Origin of the sequence: Neolewinella antarctica, assembly GCF_011927835.1 — a bacterium.
GTDB classification, from domain to species: Bacteria; Bacteroidota; Bacteroidia; order Chitinophagales; family Saprospiraceae; genus Neolewinella; species Neolewinella antarctica.
Map to the genome: position 1 here is coordinate 135,525 of NZ_JAATJH010000007.1, position 17,500 is coordinate 153,024.

At 50.7% G+C, this 17,500-nt stretch carries 12 protein-coding genes; 6 read left to right on the top strand and 6 right to left on the bottom strand.

Translation table 11 applies throughout. From position 1 onward, the window contains the following. Positions 1-93 precede the first annotated feature (93 nt). Positions 94-1,212, top strand: coding sequence for an outer membrane beta-barrel protein (locus tag GGR27_RS17175; RefSeq protein WP_168039618.1), 1,119 nt, complete (start codon positions 94-96; stop codon positions 1,210-1,212). Between the two features lie 105 nt (positions 1,213-1,317). Here GGR27_RS17175 and GGR27_RS17180 read toward each other — a convergent pair whose 3' ends face one another. Further along, the gene (locus GGR27_RS17180; RefSeq protein WP_168039620.1) at positions 1,318-3,825 is read right to left on the bottom strand and encodes an outer membrane beta-barrel family protein; all 2,508 of its coding nucleotides are present in this window, start codon (positions 3,823-3,825) and stop codon (positions 1,318-1,320) included. Between the two features lie 424 nt (positions 3,826-4,249). Here GGR27_RS17180 and GGR27_RS17185 point away from each other — a divergent pair, with 424 nt between their 5' ends. The 4 genes from GGR27_RS17185 to apaG all read left to right on the top strand — a co-directional run bounded on the left by GGR27_RS17185 (position 4,250) and on the right by apaG (position 8,302). Further along, complete coding sequence (locus GGR27_RS17185; protein ID WP_168039622.1) at positions 4,250-6,472, top strand: RelA/SpoT family protein; 2,223 nt, start codon at positions 4,250-4,252, stop codon at positions 6,470-6,472. Positions 6,473-6,565: 93 nt separating this feature from the next. After that, the gene (locus GGR27_RS17190; RefSeq protein WP_168039624.1) at positions 6,566-7,027 is read left to right on the top strand and encodes a Fur family transcriptional regulator; all 462 of its coding nucleotides are present in this window, start codon (positions 6,566-6,568) and stop codon (positions 7,025-7,027) included. A gap of 222 nt (positions 7,028-7,249) precedes the next feature. Further along, positions 7,250-7,630 carry a DUF3127 domain-containing protein gene (locus tag GGR27_RS17195; RefSeq protein ID WP_168039626.1) on the top strand — a complete coding sequence of 127 codons (381 nt, stop codon included), beginning with the start codon at positions 7,250-7,252 and terminating at the stop codon, positions 7,628-7,630. A 276-nt stretch (positions 7,631-7,906) separates the two neighbouring features. Further along, positions 7,907-8,302: a Co2+/Mg2+ efflux protein ApaG gene (apaG, locus tag GGR27_RS17200; protein ID WP_168039628.1), complete on the top strand. Its 396-nt coding sequence runs from the start codon at positions 7,907-7,909 to the stop codon at positions 8,300-8,302. 10 nt (positions 8,303-8,312) lie between these two features. On the opposite strand, the gene GGR27_RS17205 is transcribed toward apaG, so the two are convergent. After that, the gene (locus tag GGR27_RS17205; protein WP_168039630.1) at positions 8,313-9,611 is read right to left on the bottom strand and encodes an FAD-dependent oxidoreductase; all 1,299 of its coding nucleotides are present in this window, start codon (positions 9,609-9,611) and stop codon (positions 8,313-8,315) included. Positions 9,612-10,150: 539 nt separating this feature from the next. Here GGR27_RS17205 and GGR27_RS17210 point away from each other — a divergent pair. After that, positions 10,151-11,719, top strand: coding sequence for a heparinase II/III family protein (locus GGR27_RS17210; RefSeq protein WP_168039632.1), 1,569 nt, complete (start codon positions 10,151-10,153; stop codon positions 11,717-11,719). A gap of 205 nt (positions 11,720-11,924) precedes the next feature. On the opposite strand, the gene GGR27_RS17215 is transcribed toward GGR27_RS17210, so the two are convergent. From GGR27_RS17215 to GGR27_RS17230, 4 genes are all read right to left on the bottom strand, one after another. Further along, the gene (locus tag GGR27_RS17215; RefSeq protein ID WP_168039634.1) at positions 11,925-13,214 is read right to left on the bottom strand and encodes a hypothetical protein; all 1,290 of its coding nucleotides are present in this window, start codon (positions 13,212-13,214) and stop codon (positions 11,925-11,927) included. 617 nt (positions 13,215-13,831) lie between these two features. Next, on the bottom strand, positions 13,832-15,040 hold the full coding sequence (locus tag GGR27_RS17220) for a glycosyltransferase family 4 protein (RefSeq protein ID WP_168039636.1): 1,209 nt from the start codon (positions 15,038-15,040) through the stop codon (positions 13,832-13,834). Positions 15,041-15,433: 393 nt separating this feature from the next. Continuing rightward, positions 15,434-16,258, bottom strand: a complete 825-nt coding sequence (locus tag GGR27_RS17225) for a M23 family metallopeptidase (protein ID WP_168039638.1) — start codon at positions 16,256-16,258, stop codon at positions 15,434-15,436. A 45-nt stretch (positions 16,259-16,303) separates the two neighbouring features. Next, positions 16,304-17,443 (bottom strand): ATP-binding protein, encoded by a 1,140-nt coding sequence (locus GGR27_RS17230; RefSeq protein WP_168039640.1) that lies wholly within the window; start codon positions 17,441-17,443, stop codon positions 16,304-16,306. Between the last annotated feature and the right edge of the window lie 57 nt (positions 17,444-17,500).

Here is a 17,500-nt window from a genome sequence, read left to right on the forward strand (position 1 = left end):
GAACAAACAATTAGCTACTTGGCTCGTACTACGCTAGTCTTGGCCAGCTCCCAAGGGCTTTACCCCGTACTACTAGTATTCAAAACATCTTCCGTGCACCGATTCATTCTGGTCTTTCTCTGTCTGCTTTCGTGTCAGCAGTTTTTATTCACCCAAACTGATTCGGATACCACGCGCCACCGGGTTACGCTCGGGGGATACGTAGATGCCTGCTACGCCAGCCGCAGCACGGACGATGCCGGTGCACTGGGCAGCTTCCTGTCGGCTGGCCCCCGGGACGAGAATTTTGGACTCAACGTCGCACAGTTTTCCATAAACTACGAAGGGCCGCGGGTACGGAGCGAGTTCACGATGCACATGGGCGACATTCCCGAGAGTTCCTGGTCGCCGGTCTACAGCCAAATTCAACGGGCGAACGTCGGTTTTCGCCTGGCGGAAAAATTATGGGTCGACGCCGGGTTTTTCGCCACGCACATTGGCTACGAAAGTATTTTCCCGCGCGCCAAGTACGTCAGCTCTACGGCCTACCTGAGCTGGAACGAGCCTTTTTACCAGTCGGGGGTGCGGGCGAGTTACGAAGCGAATGAACGGTGGTCGTTCCAGCTTTGGCTGCTGAACGGCTATAATTCTTTTGTGGATAATAACGATGCTAAATCGCTCGGCCTTTCTTCCACCTACAGCCCAAACGACCGCACGTCGATCACCTACAATAACCTATTCGGTAATGAAGGGCTTGAAGGTGACGGCCGCCCCAAACAGTTCCGGGCGGTCAACAACTTGTACTGGACCCAGGCGTGGACCGATCGCTTTCGCACAGTCATCAACTTCACTACCGCCTCCCAGAGTAACAGTGAGCTCGACGACCCCGGAGCGGCCGGGCTGATGGTCGGGGCTTACTTAACGGCGGATTATGCCATCGGCGACCGCTGGAACCTCACGGCACGCTTGGAAACCTACGACGATCCGGACGGCATCATTAGCGGGCGGGTTGCGGCAACCGCCTTGGCGGCACCGACCGGGTTACGGCTCAGTGGCTTGACTACGGGGGTGCAGTACCGGCCGGCTCCGTCGGCATACGTTCGCGCCGAAACACGTTTTGCCCGGCAGCACGATTCCGTGGCTTTGTTCCAGAGCGACGGGGAGCGGGTCGACGGGCGGGTGGAGTTGTTGTTGACTTGTGGGGTTTCTTTTGATTGGGATCACCGCTGGTAGGGTAATGTTTTGTTGGCCCCGATAGCTATCGGGGCAGGTGCCGGGACAACAGCCAAGAGCGAAGAAGCTAGGTCATCGAGCAAGCCCATTCAAATATTTTGCGATCTAAAACTCCCGCTCCCCAAACTCACTCCCCACCGCCCGTGTCCCGTCCTTGCGCCCACTAAACCGATACCCAACCCCCACCCGCAGCACGTCCGGCTCATAAACATAATTAGTCGTCGTAAAGAAGTCCGGCGCACTGGTCGTGATCCGTTGCTGATTATTATCCCAAAGCCCGAGGCCAATGTTCTGCCACTGAAAACTGACCGTCAGCCGTTGCTTGGTAAACTCGCGTTGCAGATTTAAATACGGATTAAAAAACCGGCTATCCCGCCCCTGCGCCGTTACCCGCGCGGAGAGGTAATTCACGCCGAGCTGTAAATCCGCCTGACCGAAAAGGTCCACGTCCGTCGTCGCGTTAATGCTGTACACCCAATTCCCGGCATCTACGTCCGCGCCAAATACCCGGCCCGTGATCTGGTAGCGGTAGATGTTGCCTCCCAGCGAAACGCGCCAATCGCCACCGGTCGGGAAAACGGTGAAACCGAGTTCCAGACCCAACGCATCCGCCACGCCGACGTTGGTGTAAATCCGGTTCAGAATAGTATCGTTAAAAATAGTATTTACCCGATTAATAGCGTCGCGCGTACGCCGGTAGTAGGCAGTGGCGAAAGCGGAGCTGTTACCGAAGTTGGCCACCGCACCGAGTTCCACCAGGTCACTCACTTCCGGGAGTAACTCCGCATCCCCCTGCTCCAGCGTCTCGTTGTGCTCCCGCTCAGGGAAGGGCGTCATTTTGAAGGTCGTCGTCCGGTCAATGCGGCGGCTGTAGCCGGCTTTGAGTTTCCAGCCGTCGGCGAGTTGGTAGAGTAGGTTGGCGGAAGGGTACAGGCTTAACCGATCCAGTAAGTAGGTGGTGTCGGGGCGGTCGAGTTTGACGGAGCGGTCGAAGTATTCTAAACGTAAACCGGCGGAGTATTCCAGTTTGCCGGTCGTCCCGCTTACCTGGCCGAACCCAGCGTGGACGTCGCGGCGCAGCGTGATGCCGTTCGTAAATAAAGGGTTTTCGGTGAAGCCGCCGTTCGCAAAATCCCGGTCGAGATAAACGAAGGAGCCCGGGTGGCGGAGATAGCGGAATTGGTAGCCGGTGATTAAATCTAGTTCGCCAATCTTAGTAGTGTAATTCACATTAAATCGGTATCCGTCCAACGGATTATCGTTCGTATTAAATTGATACTGCAAACTATCCAAAGAACCCCGCTCGGGAATGACTAAGTTATCCGTCGGACCACCGAGTACCGTTCGTTCGTAGAGCCCGGAAAGGCTTAATTTCCGGCCCTCGCCGAAGTCGAGTGCGTAGTCCACCGAAGCGATGTAGAAGTCGCCGCGGCGGACGCGGAGGTTTTCGTTGTAATAGGTTCGGCGGTCAAGAATGTTCCCTTCACTGGTTTCTTCCCCCCGGTCCAAATAATCCTGATAATAGGTTTCCGGCGCAATTGGGAAACGAGGGAGAATTACGCGGGTTTGGTCGCGATAGAGGATATCTGCCGTTCGGAAAACGGTCTTTTTTCCGGCTAATAATCCAGCGCTGATCGTCTGCTTGCCGTCCGGTCGGTAAGTCACCGAAGCGCGGCCCGTATAACTTTCCCGGTCGTGGCTCCGCTCGCCGTCGCTGGGGAATTCGGTGAGGACGTTGCTGACAATCGTATTTACGTAGCCTTCCCGCCGCCCGGCGTTATCGTCACGCAGGTAGTTTGCGCCGAAGCCCAGGTCCCACTTTCCCTGGTGGTAGCCCAAGTTCACGTCCGCGGCGTAGCGCCGTTGCGGATCTTTATTGCCGTAATCTTCCACGCTCGGCAGGCCGTAATTGACGTTCGCCACGCCGCTCCATCCGTCCGGGCTGCCGGCTTTGGTGACGATGTTGATGATGCCGGCCTTCCCGTCGGGGTCATATTGCGCGCCCGGCGTCGTGATCACTTCCACGCTCGCGATCGCGTTGGCGGGTAGTCCGGCGAGGATGGTCGCGGGGTTACTTTGTACGGGCCGGCCGTCGATCAACACCGTAAACCCCGTCGCCCCCCGCACCGAGATTTCCCCTAGCGCATCCACCGAAACGGACGGTAAATTGGCGATCACGTCGGCCCCCGTTCCCCCGCGTGCGTTGGCGAATTGCTCAGCGTCGAAGGTTTGCCGGTCCAGTCGGTGCAAGTCCGTCAGCTGCTTGCCCGTCACTTCCACGGCGCGTAAGATGTTGGGCGCGGAGCGCAGGTGCAGGGTAATTGGGGAAGGAGCCGCGTTGCCGGAAAAAAGTACCGAGTACCTATCCGCGTACCCGATGAAGCTGGCTTTTACCAGGTAATTTTTGTCGGTTTCCACCCCACCAAGTGACCATTCGCCTTCACTTCCCGTCACCGTACCGCTTATTAGTGAAGAGTCACTAGCGGCCAGCAGACTTACCGTTGCGAAGGCTACCGGGGTGTTTTGGTCTTTGTCTAGTACGCGGCCGCTGATTTGGGCGGTGGCCTGGGTGGCTATCGTAAACAGGAGTAGTAAGAAAAAGAATGTTCGCATGGGGGGAGTTGCTGTGAGCGAAGATAGTTTGTTGGTAGGGGATAGGTTGATTTGAGGTACTACCTCGCTTCCCAAAACAGTCCGGACGCTCGGAGGACCATTTCAGGAACTTCGCTGCGCTACTTTCCTGAAATCGACGCTCCGAGGACCTGGATTTACTGCAAGTATTCAGATGTACAGGACCTCGGAGCGTCTCCCGGAGCGTAGCGGCGGGAGTCCTCCGAGCGTCCGGATGCTTTGCCTAGTTACCTAAAACAGCCCGAATACCTTAATTCATTTGATCCACCCTGCTTTTCTAAGAACCCCGGCACCCGCGACAGCGCCCTACGTACCTGTCCGCCCACAACAAAAACCCCCGCCCCGCCTGTTACATCACGTAAGTCCATTCTGAACTAACTTACACGCCCTAAGCGACCCGCACCCCATGGCCGAAGTAATCGAAACCACCGTAACCGAACAAACCGAGCTCCGCGCCGCCTACGACGAAATGCTCACCCACCTGGCCAAAGCCTACGGCAAAGCGGACCGGGAGCAGATGCTGCGCGCCTACGAACTGGCCAACTTCAGCCACCGCTACCAGCGAAGGAAATCGGGGGAGCCTTATATGTACCACCCCATCGCCGTAGCCAAAATCTGCGCCGAAGAAATTGGCTTAGGACCGACTGCCATCTGCGCCGCCCTGCTGCACGACGTGGTCGAAGACACCCCCATTACCCTGGCCGATATTCGCGAAGGCTTCGGCGACCGGATCGCCCAAATGGTGAGTGGCCTGACGAAGCTCGACAGCGCCTACCAGAATGAGAGCCAACAGGCGGCAAACTTTAAAAAGGTGTTGAGTACGCTGGTCGACGACGTTCGCATCGTGCTCATCAAGATGGCCGACCGGTTGCACAACATGCGGACGATCAAGTCCATGCCCGAGCACAAGCAGTTTAAGATCGCGGCCGAGACGAGCTACATCTACGCCCCGCTCGCTCACCGGCTCGGCCTCTATAATTTCCGCTCGGAGTTTCTCGACTTGTGCATGAAAGTGCTCGAACGCGATGAGTACCAGGACGTAGCCCGCAAGCTGCGGGAAACGAAGCGGACGCGGGAGGATTACATCAAACACTTCATCGACCCACTGCGCGAAGGACTCGACGAACTGGGGTACGCTTACCGCATTTTTGGCCGGCCGAAGTCGATCTATTCCATCTCTAACAAGATCAAAAAAAAGCAGGTGCCGTTCGAGCAGATTTATGACCTGTTCGCCGTCCGCATCATTATGGACGTGGAGCCGCGCAAGGAAAAGCTAGCTTGCTGGAGCGCCTACACGGTCGTAACGGAAGTGTACAAGGGCGTCCCCGAACGCCTCAAAGACTGGGTGACGCTGCCGAAATCGAACGGCTACGAAAGCTTGCACACGACCGTCGTCGGCCCGGAAGCGCGCTTCGTGGAAGTGCAGATTCGGAGCGAGCGCATGAACGAGATCGCCGAGCGGGGTTTTGCTGCACACTGGAAGTACAAGGGCGTCAACAACCAACCCGACGTCTACGAGCAGTGGTTTGATTCCGTGCGCGATATCCTCGACGACCCGAGTGCAGATTCCGTGCAGTTCCTCGGTGATTTCCGGGCTAACAACTTCTTCAATGAGGAAGTCTACGTTTGGACGCCCGACGGGGACATGCGGACGCTTCCGAAAGGGTCGACGGCGCTCGATTTCGCGTTCTCCGTCCACACCCAGGTCGGCTACCACACTCAGAGCGTGCTGCGCGACGAGAAGATCGTCCCCCTCAGCTACGAACTACAGAACGGCGACCGGCTCAAAGTAATTACTAACAAGCAGCAACACCCGAACGAGGGCTGGTTGAAGATGGTGCAGACGGGTAAGGCGCGCTCGAAAATTCGCCAGGCACTGAAGGCCGAGCGGAAAGAAGCGGGCGAGCTGGGGAAGGAGGCCCTCCACCGGCGTCTGAAAAAGCTCCACATTCACGACATTAACGAGGCGGTGGATACACTGGCCAAGTACCATTTCGACAACAGCCACATCGAATTGTACTACGCGCTGACGCAGGAACATTTGACCATGGCGCACGCGCTCGAACCCTTCATCGTCGAAGCCGGTAAACTGGTAGCCAAAGCCGTCGAGCTACCAACCGAAGAACCGCGTGACCAGGAAACCATCCACCGCCCCCGCCACCACCGCGAGCCCGGCGCTACGAAACTGCTCATCAACGGCGAGCCCGCCGACCAGCTGGAATACTCGATGGCTAACTGCTGCAACCCCGTGCAGGGCGACCAGGTATTCGCCTACCTCACCACCGGCGCCGGCCTGAAGATCCACCGCAGTACCTGCCCCAACGCCCAGAACCTCATGGCCAACTACGGCTACCGGATCATGCGGGCCGAGTGGGTCAGCACTAGCGAAAGCAGTTTCGTGGCCAACCTGCGGCTCACCGGCCTGGACGGCGGCACCGGCGTCATCGAACACATCAGTCACGAGATTACGGAGATGGACCTGAACATCCGTAGCTTCAACATCTCCGGCGAAGATGGGTTTTTCGAGGCCAAAGTTGCTCTGCTCGTCCGCAACACCGATCAGCTCTACCTGGCGATTCAAGCGTTGAAAAACTTACCGGACGTCTCAACCGTTTCGAGGGAAGAGTGATGGTCTTGGGTCTGTGGTCTATAGTCTATGGTGCAGACCACGGACTTTAAACTGTAAACTCAAGACTATAGACCAAAGACCACAAGACCAATAATGCAAACCAAAGCTAGCACCGATATCGAGGTCGTCAAAGAACTCTTCACCGAGCACCTTCGCACGCGCAAAGCCCGCCGGACGCCGGAGCGGTACGCCATTCTGGAGGAGATTTACTCGCGCGACGATCACTTCGACGCCGAGTCGCTCTATATCCACATGAAGACGAACAATTACCGCGTTTCCCGCGCCACGGTGTACAACACCTTAGAGTTGTTGGTGAGCTGTGACCTGGTCAAAAAGCACCAGTTCGGTAAGAACCTGGCGCAGTACGAGAAAAGCTACGGCTACAAGCAACACGATCACCTGATTTGTAACGACTGCGGCAAAGTGCTGGAATTCTGCGACCCGCGCGTGCAGCAGATTAAGGATATGATGGGGGATATTCTTAATTTTCAGGTGACTTCGCACTCGTTGAATCTTTACGGGAATTGTGAGGGTGGCTGTGAGAAAACGAGGTGATAGGCGGTAGGAAGAGTAGGCGGGTAGGGAGAATTATGCGGTAGGCGGTAGACTGCCGTACGGCTTCGTAAGTGAGTTCTTATATTTGCTAATGTTGTAAGACTACTAGCTACCGCCTACCAGACTACCGCCTACTAGCCTATTCTTCCGCCTAACCTTCTCCTTAGCAAAACGGAACAAGCACGGCCCTAAACACATTACTACTAAGTAAAAACCAACAACATGTCCTACGAAATATCCGGAACCCTAGTCAAGAAATACGAAGTTGAGACTAAAGGCGAATCCTTTAAGGTGCGCGACTTTGTCATCAAAGCCAACGATGGCGGCCAGTACGACAACTTCGTAAAATTCCAAACGACTCAGGATCGCACCGCGATCATCGAAGACCTGAACGAAGGCGACGAGATCAAAGTCCACTTCGACCTCCGGGGCCGACAGTGGCAGGATAAGTACTTCACCAACCTCAACGCCTGGCGCGTGGAAAGCGTGAGTGCGGGTAGTGGTGCTGCCGCCGCGCCTAAGTCCGACGGGCCTGACTTTTCGGATGCCGCCACTTCCGGTGGTGACCTCGATGCGGAAGTGTCTGACGACCTGCCTTTCTAGGTCAACACGTCATAATTAAAGGTTCATAGCCCGAACGTTCGTACGGCAGCAACATCAAGTTAGCTAGCGTACGGACGCTCGGGCTTTGCTTTTGTGGAGTGGTGCGACGAGGTTTCTCAGGTCCCAGTTTTACCCGCCGTTGCCGGCGCGCCGTCATAAACTGCTGACTCTCACCACAACCTATCCCCTTCGTTATTGGTATTTAAGGGTGTACTATCCTGACAATAATTCAATAGCCGTCGGGTTATTAGTTTCGCAAGCCACAATCCAAGCCCTATGGTTACCCTCACTACCAACGAAGTAAAAGTAAGCGCCGAGAGCACTTTTCAGCGCCAGTACTCCGAGCCGACCAACGGCCAGTACGTCTTTTCTTACCGCATTCAGATCGAGAACAACAGTGCCCGGCCCATCCGTCTCCTGGCCCGCCGTTGGGAGGTGATCAGCGCAACGGGTGAGCGCCGCTTGGTGGAGGGCGAAGGCGTCGTCGGGCAGCAGCCGACGATCCTGCCGGGGCAGTCCCATGAGTACACCAGTTGGGTGCAGTTCGAGACGCGGATTGGGTTTATGCAGGGTAATTACATCATGTCGCGTGAGGACCGGCGGGGGCGGGAGGTGCTGTTTGAGGTGACGGTGCCTAAGTTTGCGCACGTTGCTCCGGAGGCTTTGAATTGAGGAGCGCTCATCACGTTGTAAACTCGGAATTTACATAGTTCTTCGTCGACAATATGGTCTCTCCGGATGATAGGTATTCAAACGTACCTTGCCTACCGATAAGGTCTATTCCAAAATCCTTCACGACTTGTAGCTCGCGTTCAATCAAGGTAGTTTCTCCTTTTTCAAAAACAGGGTATGCGAATGGGACTAAGGTGTGTCCCGTATTTTTCAAGTCCGTCGCAATATTGTATTTATCGCAGAACGAGATAAAGTCATGAATAAGATCGTCCACGTGAATACTGTTTTCTTTATCGATAGTTACCTCGACGGAGAAGTAGTCTTGTCCATTTGCCTTCCCGTAGTATTTTGAGAACACGGTCATCCGTTTCCAGTAGCCGTCTTTAGTGTAATTGTAGATCGCATTGTTGTCGGGAATAACCTTTCCGGTGAAGTGTAGGGTAGTTAGTCCCATGTATTTAAACTTATAAGTAGGTTTTACTCCGATTAACCGTTGAATAGCCGCGACCGGGATGGAAGAAACAATTCTGTCGTACGAATGGCTACTATCCTTTGTCTCCACAATAAATTTGCGCTCGACCTTATGAATTGAGGTAATATTTATGCCTTTGAGCACCTTCACCTTTCTCTTAGATAGTTCCGATTCAAGCGCGCTGTATACCTGGTCGTAGCCCTGCCTGGGTCGCGCGTAGTGTGATTCGTTCTGACTTTCTTTCCCAGTAAAAGAATATTTATTGAAAATTTTACCGGGGGATAAAACTAGTTTTCGAAGAGAATACTTTGATAAATTAGCCATTCTAGACTGTCCGAATTTAATATCGATTTCGTCGTCGTTCATTCGGTACAACCTGTTTATGTAACCTTTGAGCCCGCTCTTATTGTAGATTAAAGACCCTAAATAATATTTACAGTATTCAGGTAAGGTTGTATAGTTCCTGTACCGGAATTTATCCAGGATCAAATAGGAAATGGACTTGATGAAATTTGTGACTCCATGATTTCTCAAGTATCCTTTCAGACTTATTGGATGAACGTCTGTTTTATCTTTATCCAGCAATACGATCGGTTCATGCTTTACGGTAACCAACGCCTCTTTTAGAAAGGGAAACGTGGTCATTAGCGGGTGCTTGCTATTGTAGATAAATGTTCCTATATCGTGCAGGTTGCCATCAAAATTTTCCGTACTGTTTAACCCTCCCAGAACGTCACTTCTTTCCATGAGCGTAATATCGTATCGATCGTTCTTAGATATTTCAAAAGCGGCCGTTACTCCAGCAATTCCACCACCGATAACTAAAATATTTTTCACGGGACTACTCATAATTTCTGTTGATATCTACTATTCAGGGCATTGTAGCTCGTTGACCATGGTTTTATTGCCGTCATCAGACCGCTATACATTTCACCAAAAGAACAGCCCGGGCTAGTTGCCTTTTGGGGCCGACCAAGACTTCTAAAATAACACTTAAGCTGCCGCTCGACAAACTTACCTCTTTTTTGCCCGAATGGGCTAAGATCACCCCGAGAAGTGTGCTCACCCTATTGGCCCGTCCTTATCGCCCAGCGAAGTAGGTTCCTAAGTAGACCCCCAAAGGAGTCATCGGAACCATCACGGACAGGGTGAGTTTTGAAGCTAGTAGCTGCTGTCAGTTGCAACGCGTTATTTTTGAGTCAACGCCGAACCGCTTCGAAATTAAAGGCATAAGCTGCCAGCCGATCGGGGGTATATCGGCAAGAAAAGCATAATCACCCCGGGTTTACCGACGGACGTCCGGGAAAAGTGAGAAAACCTATCTTTGCGGAACCGTACTAACCCTTACGTCCGGTAATCCCCCCCCAAGCTCCGTTATGATCACTGTCAAGCGCTACTTCCATACTATACGGCACCTGCGTCCGCGCCAGATCATCTTTGAATTATACCATAGGTTTCGGCGCATCCGTCCAAAAGATTGGGCGCGGACGCGGGTGCAAAGGGAACGTGTAAGGCAGTGGAAACTAGTTCCCCTCGAGGTAAAAATAGTACGGTACACCACGCCGTTTCCTGAAGCCTACCGACAGCCGGCTATTTTCAATTTTTTGAACTTAACGGCATCTTTTTCAAGCATTGCTCAAATCGACTGGAACTATTCCCTACACGGTAAACTTTGGACCTATAACCTGAGCTATTTTGAAGTCCTTCGGCAACCCGGTCTTGACCCCAGAATCGGACAAGCACTCATCAATGACTGGATCAGTAAAGAAACCACGCACATCGATGGTTGGGAACCGTATTCGTTGTCATTAAGAATGATTAACTGGATACAATTTTTTCGTATTACCGATTCGCCTATTCCGGAGCACGTTATAGCGTCGTTAATTCGCCAGGAAACTGCCCTTTGGCAACAACTGGAATACCGCCTGGATGGAAACCACTTACTGGAAAATGCGTATGCGCTGGCTTACGTGGCGAGGTGCACGGGTGACGGGAAGCACCGAGAAGATGCAGACTACTTGTTATTGTCTCAAATAAAAGAGCAATACCTCGCCGATGGTGCTCATTACCAACTCAGCGTGATGTACCAACTTACCTTGTCGTGGCGGGGTCTCGATCTATTTTCGCTACTAAAGGAGACAGATACTTTAAGGTCAATATTACAGGAAAAACTGGAGCGGCAACTATCCTATTTACTAGCTATTTGTGACGATGCTGGATATTTTCCCCACTTCAACGACGCTACCAGCGGTATTGCGCCATCCCTTGAATCAGTGCTGCGGTATGCGGAGTCGCTTGGTCTGTCGCTAATTCGTGGTGCTCTGTCCGCTTCCGGATACCGCCGCTGGTCCTGGGCTATCGCTGATCTTTGGATCGACGTGGCGGCCATCGGCCCCGATCACGTAGTCGGCCACACCCATGCGGATAATCTTACTTTCTGCTTAAATGTTGGTGCCAAGCCGATAATCGTGGATACCGGTACTTCGACTTACGAGAATAATGAACGACGCCGGCTCGAAAGGAGTACGGCCGCTCACAATACTGTGGAAATCGCCGCACGAAGTTCTTCGGATGTCTGGGCTCAATTCCGGGTGGGTCGCCGGGCGCAAACCATTGTCTTGGAGGACAATCTAAGTATGATTAGTGCGGAACAGGACGGATACGATGAGGTGCATCATCGAATTTTTACCCGGCATAAAGCGGGTTTCACCATAACCGATAAGATCGTTGGTCGGGGAGTTGCCTACCTTCATTTTGATTATCGGGTCCAACCGAAAATTACTGCGGATGTACTGAAGGTTGGGCTACTAACCATTAAGTGGACCGATGCCGAAGTGCGACTAGGGCCTTACCAGCAGGCGATCGCTTTCAACAGCACTGTCCCAGCACAAAGATTGGCCGTTACCTTCGCCGATCTTTTGACTATGACCTATAACTTTGACTAACGTTACCGTAGATTTAGACAATACGATTCCTATCGACAATTTTATCCGGAAGAGAATGCTCCGTTAGTCCGCACTTTCGATTATCACTGATAATGAGTCGACAGCTAGGGAGTACCGTTGTCCTCGCAATATTCGCAGACAATTGGACATCACCTTAAAGAACTAGTATCCACAACTTTTTTCCACCATACACTTCGACAACCGATCAAGCAATGTCTAAGATTTTGTCGTACATTTTAACCAAAGCAATGCTGTCTGCTAATTGTAAATCAAAATTAGAGGTTACATAACCAATTCCGGTATGCTCCCCATTCTTGATGGCCACAAAAGAAATGTACGTTTTGAACGCTTTTACCGTACCGATTGAATCAGAAACGATGGAGAACGCATCGTCAATATCATTGGGGTAAGTCATCTCCACGAAAATACTCTTCCCTCTGTTGTCCACGGTGAAGATATTGACACCATCATTAGTTGACCTTAAAAAACCAAGAATCCTTTCCGCTTTCTTGGTATCGTCTTCGGTATCAAATTCGATCAGAAAATCTCTTGACATTCTGGGAAGTAGCTTGGTGAAGTTATCGATCCCTATCCGTTTCATAAAGGCACGGTGCTCGTTTAATCGCCAGTAAAAAGTTACACATTCATGGGGTTTCTGGTGTAGGCCGGTTAAGACGATTAGTTTTGCTCCTAGTCCGTCAATGCGACTTAGCGTACCATCGTATTCTTGTAAGATGGTCAACAACGGATCGTGGCCTTCTTCACAATACCACGCTGGATTTTTCAAAACTCCCTGATATACCTCGGAGTTGAACAGATAATGGTGTTGAATATGAGCGCCACTGTTTAATAGTAGCCAGGAAAAATTAGATTCTTTTCGCTCTAGTAGTTTGATGAAGGTATCAGAAAGTAAACTATCTAAAATGATGGCTTTTGCGCCAGCTTTATTTCTGTTCAAGAGGAGTCTTGGATACTGTTTGATCATTCGACTTGCCGGGACGTGTAGCAACAAGCTAAATAAAATAGACAGAACAGACTTAGCAGAAACTTTTGATTTTGCGTTATTATTTACAGCTTGGCTAACTGCTTTTGATAAACCTTTGAGGACCCAGCTGCCAGCAGTACTTGTTTCAGTCCACGGATCTGGAATGAAAAAGGCCGGATTTTGCAGGCGGTTATCTGCGTTGAAGGGCGAGATAGCCCCTACCGTTCTACCTTTCTTCTCAACTTCTTCGAAGATTTGACCGAGGTCCTTTCGCTCCGTAATGTCTCCCAGCCGAAAGACCTTGTGCTCTTCGTAAGTTTTACCCGTTTGAATACTTACCCATTGAATCCAAGGTTCTAGCAATTGGTGCTTGTCTTCGGAAACGGTTTCAATTAGTTTGTTCTTAGCCAATAACCTTTTAAAGAAAGGGAGTTCTCCACGTTCGATGTAAGCTTTGATGTAGTCGAAATTAATCTCATTTAAACCGACTACTACTATGCTGTCTTTCATATTTAAAATTAGGACGTGTGTTAAGTGTATAGCTGAGCTACTTTAAGAATCAGCATTTGAGCAGAGTAGTCAATTTGAAGTTAATTAACCGACAAAGAGTGCTCGGCTGCTCAAGCTGTTATGATGGCAAGGTAATCAAGAACAGTTAAACATACCACCAAAAGCGAAGTATCAGTGGGATAGCTGAAACCATCAACTCGTGAAGAACAACGAGCACACGATTGATGAAGAAAAGCTAAACTATGCTAAGTTGCCTATAAGCTAAAGGATAAGCCACGAAGTATTTTAAGGTGTCAGAACGACGTGTTTAATGCCCTTTACCACTCAAGTATGGTCTTGAGATACCTAAAAAGTCAGGTGTTCACTTGCTCAATCGTTGTAACTAATAAAGCATTAAGAGCCGTAGCTGATTCGCTTGTAAGCAGGTGAAATACGACCTTCAGTTGAGTTCAACAGGAACGAGTAGTGAACTTGGAGTTGCAATTGTATCCGCACCCTTGAATACTGATTCAACGTAGTTGCGGTGAAGGTTACGGTAATGTACTTGCCGCCGACCTTAATCCAAAAGTGCTTTGAAATCTTTTGCTAAACAAGTTTTATAATTTGGGTTACGTATTCTAAATCGATGTATGGTCGCCCCGTTTGCGTTGCGTTTGTTCTTTCAAAAATTTCAATAATTCATCCTGGGCACTATCGTAGTTGAAATCGTCGGTTAGAGCTCTTGCAATATTCGCCTTCTTGGTTTCATATTCTCCTGCCTCGCTAACGGCCTTTTTGATGTTTGCTTCCAGTCTTCTATAATCATTTGATGGACTAACCCAGCCTATTCCCTTTTGTTCTACCAGACTTCTTCCTTCCCCTTCTCCCGAAAAAAAGATTGGAAGTTGTGACCCGATAGCCATGAAGATTTTAGAAGGCAACGCACCATAAATTGGTTTTTTCAGGGGTACGATTGTGGCGTGAAAACCAGCAAGCATTTCTGAAATTTCCGACTTAGGAATACTTTTATGCAAAAAAATGCCTCTCTTATCATTCTCTTTGACGTATGTTTCAATTCGTGAGCGTTCTTGCCCATCACCGTAGATATGAAAGGTCGTATTTAATTCATGAAAATCAATTTCCTCGCAAATCTGATGAATACCTTGCGCTATTCCTAGCAACCCGGCGTATACAATTTTAAATTCTGTTTTATCCAACTCTTTGCCATTGAAAGGAAAACGATCGGTTAGGTTATAGTATAGAAATGTAGGTTTATCCTGAACGCCTTGAAGATATTTGACGGTCTGTTGGGATTGAGCCATGAGTCCATGAGAAGCTTCATACATCCACCTTTCAATTAATTCAAAAAAGCTATACGAAATACCTTTACTTACTACCCCCAGTTCCAGCGCTGTCTTTGGCCAAATATCTGAAACATTTGTAATGACTTTTCCTCCTACTAACCGACCTAACCAACTACCAATTAAGCCTACTAGTAACGGTGGGCTCTGCACAATAACAATGTCTGACTTCCTATGAATCAAATAGGGCAGTGAAAAGAGAAGGCTCAGTGAAAAAGAAAACATACTAAAAACGCGTACAAAAGGATTGTTTGAATTTGAAGGGTATAACCAGTATCTTCTACACTTAACGCCTTCTATCTCTTCCTTCACAAAAAGTTTACCGCTGTATTCGTCGAATAATTTTCCTTTGGGGTAATTAGCTAATGCTGTAATTACTTCTACATCACAACCCCTAGCTTGCATTGCTTTGCACATACTCATTATGCGAGACGGAGCCGCACCCCGCTCGGGTGGAAAGAAAATGCTCATTACCGTAATCTTCATAAAGTGTGCTGGGTTTTAGCGCTTCATCGAAAAGTCTGCCAAGTTAGTATCTACACGGCTTCGTGAGTAAGTTAGCGTTGATAAAATACAGCCATAAGTAAGAAATTGCCGTATGCTGGACACCTAACCTTATACCTGATTTGCGATCGACCTTACCCGAGTAGCGAACGCTCTTCCCAACTCATTAAGCCCCATTTGATTAGGGGGGGATTTCACGCCTTCACGGCCGGGGGGGCGACGCGATAATTTCTTGGATCATGGCCTACCGACCATTCTTAAACGCGCACCTCAAATCAAGCGCCGGTTGGGTTCCGTGGCTTGACTAGCGCTGGCCCGAGAGTTTCACTATCTTGTGGCGCGGACGCCGGTGCAGAGCAAATCAGCAAAGCAAAGCTAATGCCGCACCCGATCCCCCTTAACCAAATCACTAGCTAAGTAATCCCCGATACTATCCACCGGAACGGAAAACAAGGCGTTACTCCGCGTATCGAACACGTTGAAGTGCAAATGCGGCCCCGCGGTAAACCCCGTCATCCCCGCCAGACCGATGGCCTGGCCCGCCCGCACCGAGTCTCCGACTTCCACGAAGCTGCCCCGGTAGTCCAGATGAACGTACTGAGTAAACCCGGTAAACCGGGGGTGATAAACGGTGATGACGTTCGCGTAATCCCGCCACTTCCGACTGTTCGCCCCCTCGGAGTAGCCCTCGACCATCCCCACGACGAAGCCGTCCGCCGCCGCGCAAACGGTGTCTCCCACCGCCAAGCTAAAATCCAGCGCGTACCGGGAATTCTCCTTATGGTGAGAGAACGAACCGTTGTACCCCTGCAGCACGCCGTAGCTCCGGCCCGTGGGGAAGGGGAGGGCCAGGCGCTCGAAACGGGCGGTATCGGCGGGGTCGCCCAGTACCATTCGGAGTTTGATACCTAAGGCCACCTCGTCCCGGTCCGTGGGGTAAGCGTACCGCAAAGAGTCCTGACCCGGGGCCAGCACGATAGGGAAGTCCCGCTCCAGGAGTTTGTCCATGTTTTCCTCCCGCGCACCAGCCCCCACGTACACCGGGCAGTGCAGCGGGTTTACCAGCACGAGCCGCAGGGAATCGTCCGCCACGAAGGTGCGGATACCAAGGTTGGCTTGGGGAAACTTTTCCGGGGGGAGGGTTTTACAGGCGGTGAGGACGAGGACGAGGAGGAGGACCAGGGGGAGGAGGCGGCACATGGCTACTAAGGTAGGGTATTGTTGGTGGTGCTTTTTGTCCACCCCTTACGCCTCAATCCAAGCAAGATAGTTATCACTATTAATCACTTCAAAAGTAGAGTTGGGATACGTCTCCTTAAATATCTTCGGAAGCTTCGCTTTCTTTTTAGGGTTCCATTTGAATTCGTAAGCGTGTAACTTACTCTCACGGTCTTCAATCCAATCAATCTCCTGTCGGTCGTAGGTTCTCCAAAAGTAATTATACACGAGCATGTTTGAGTACTTCTGATACTTGATCCGCTCACTCACGATGTAATTCTCCCACAAAATACCAATATCGTTTCTGTTCTCAATGGGTCTCAAGTCGCCAGTGAGCGCGTTTCTTATGCCGTTGTCGTAGAAGTACCAACGCTTCCCCTTGACGATCTCCTTACGCAAATCCCGACTCCAGGCACCCACGGCATGCACGATGAACACTTTACTCAGCAGGTCTAAATACCGTTCAACGGTGTTTTTACTCATGCCCAGTTGCTTGCCCAGCTCCGAGTAACTTACTTCGCTGCCTACCTGGTAGGCAATCAACCGTAGCAACTGTAATATTTTATCTGAATTTTTGATGAGGTTGAATTCAAGAATGTCCTTTAACAAGTAGGAATTTATCAGGTCATCCAAATAGATCTTTTTATCATTTTCCTCAGGAATTTGCAGTAGTTCAGGATAACTGCCGAAGACCAGCCTACTTCTCAAATTCGCATCTACCTGAAACAAGTCTTCCGTCTGCTTCAACTCACCTTCCGAAAGCGCAAATAGGTGGAACGTTGTCTTCCGTCCCGTAAGCGGCTCTCCCATAAATTTCTCGAGATCGAACGCAGAAGAGCCCGTAGCCAGAATTTTCAACCCATCCAGGGTGTCGACCATCAACTTCAGGATGAGTCCGATGTCAGGAATCTTTTGCGCCTCGTCGATGATGAGGAGCTTTTTGTCCCCCATCATATTCTTGTACCGCTGCGTGCTGCGGTACGCTAGCTGTTTTCTTACGTCCTGACCCTCCCCGTGCAGCAAGAGGTAGGGTTCGGAAATTTTCGCAAGCACTTGCTTGATCAGAACGGTCTTCCCAACCCTCCGCGGACCCAACAGCACGACAACCTTGTTTGGCTTTAGGTACTCGATGACTCGTTCTTCGATGCTTCGTTTGATTAGGTCCATGCTGTTTTCCTTTTACTAAAGATGCGCAAAAGTACGCGTACTGACTGTATTTAGCTA

Excerpts from the sequence above, each read along its gene's own strand:
- GGR27_RS17180 (WP_168039620.1), bottom strand. The coding sequence starts at position 3,825 with ATGCGAACATTCTTTTTCTTACTACTCCTGTTTACGATAGCCACCCAG.
- GGR27_RS17185 (WP_168039622.1), top strand. The coding sequence starts at position 4,250 with ATGGCCGAAGTAATCGAAACCACCGTAACCGAACAAACCGAGCTCCGC.
- GGR27_RS17190 (WP_168039624.1), top strand. The coding sequence starts at position 6,566 with ATGCAAACCAAAGCTAGCACCGATATCGAGGTCGTCAAAGAACTCTTC.
- GGR27_RS17195 (WP_168039626.1), top strand. The coding sequence starts at position 7,250 with ATGTCCTACGAAATATCCGGAACCCTAGTCAAGAAATACGAAGTTGAG.
- apaG (WP_168039628.1), top strand. The coding sequence starts at position 7,907 with ATGGTTACCCTCACTACCAACGAAGTAAAAGTAAGCGCCGAGAGCACT.
- GGR27_RS17210 (WP_168039632.1), top strand. The coding sequence starts at position 10,151 with ATGATCACTGTCAAGCGCTACTTCCATACTATACGGCACCTGCGTCCG.
- GGR27_RS17215 (WP_168039634.1), bottom strand. The coding sequence starts at position 13,214 with ATGAAAGACAGCATAGTAGTAGTCGGTTTAAATGAGATTAATTTCGAC.
- GGR27_RS17220 (WP_168039636.1), bottom strand. The coding sequence starts at position 15,040 with ATGAAGATTACGGTAATGAGCATTTTCTTTCCACCCGAGCGGGGTGCG.
- GGR27_RS17225 (WP_168039638.1), bottom strand. The coding sequence starts at position 16,258 with ATGTGCCGCCTCCTCCCCCTGGTCCTCCTCCTCGTCCTCGTCCTCACC.
- GGR27_RS17230 (WP_168039640.1), bottom strand. The coding sequence starts at position 17,443 with ATGGACCTAATCAAACGAAGCATCGAAGAACGAGTCATCGAGTACCTA.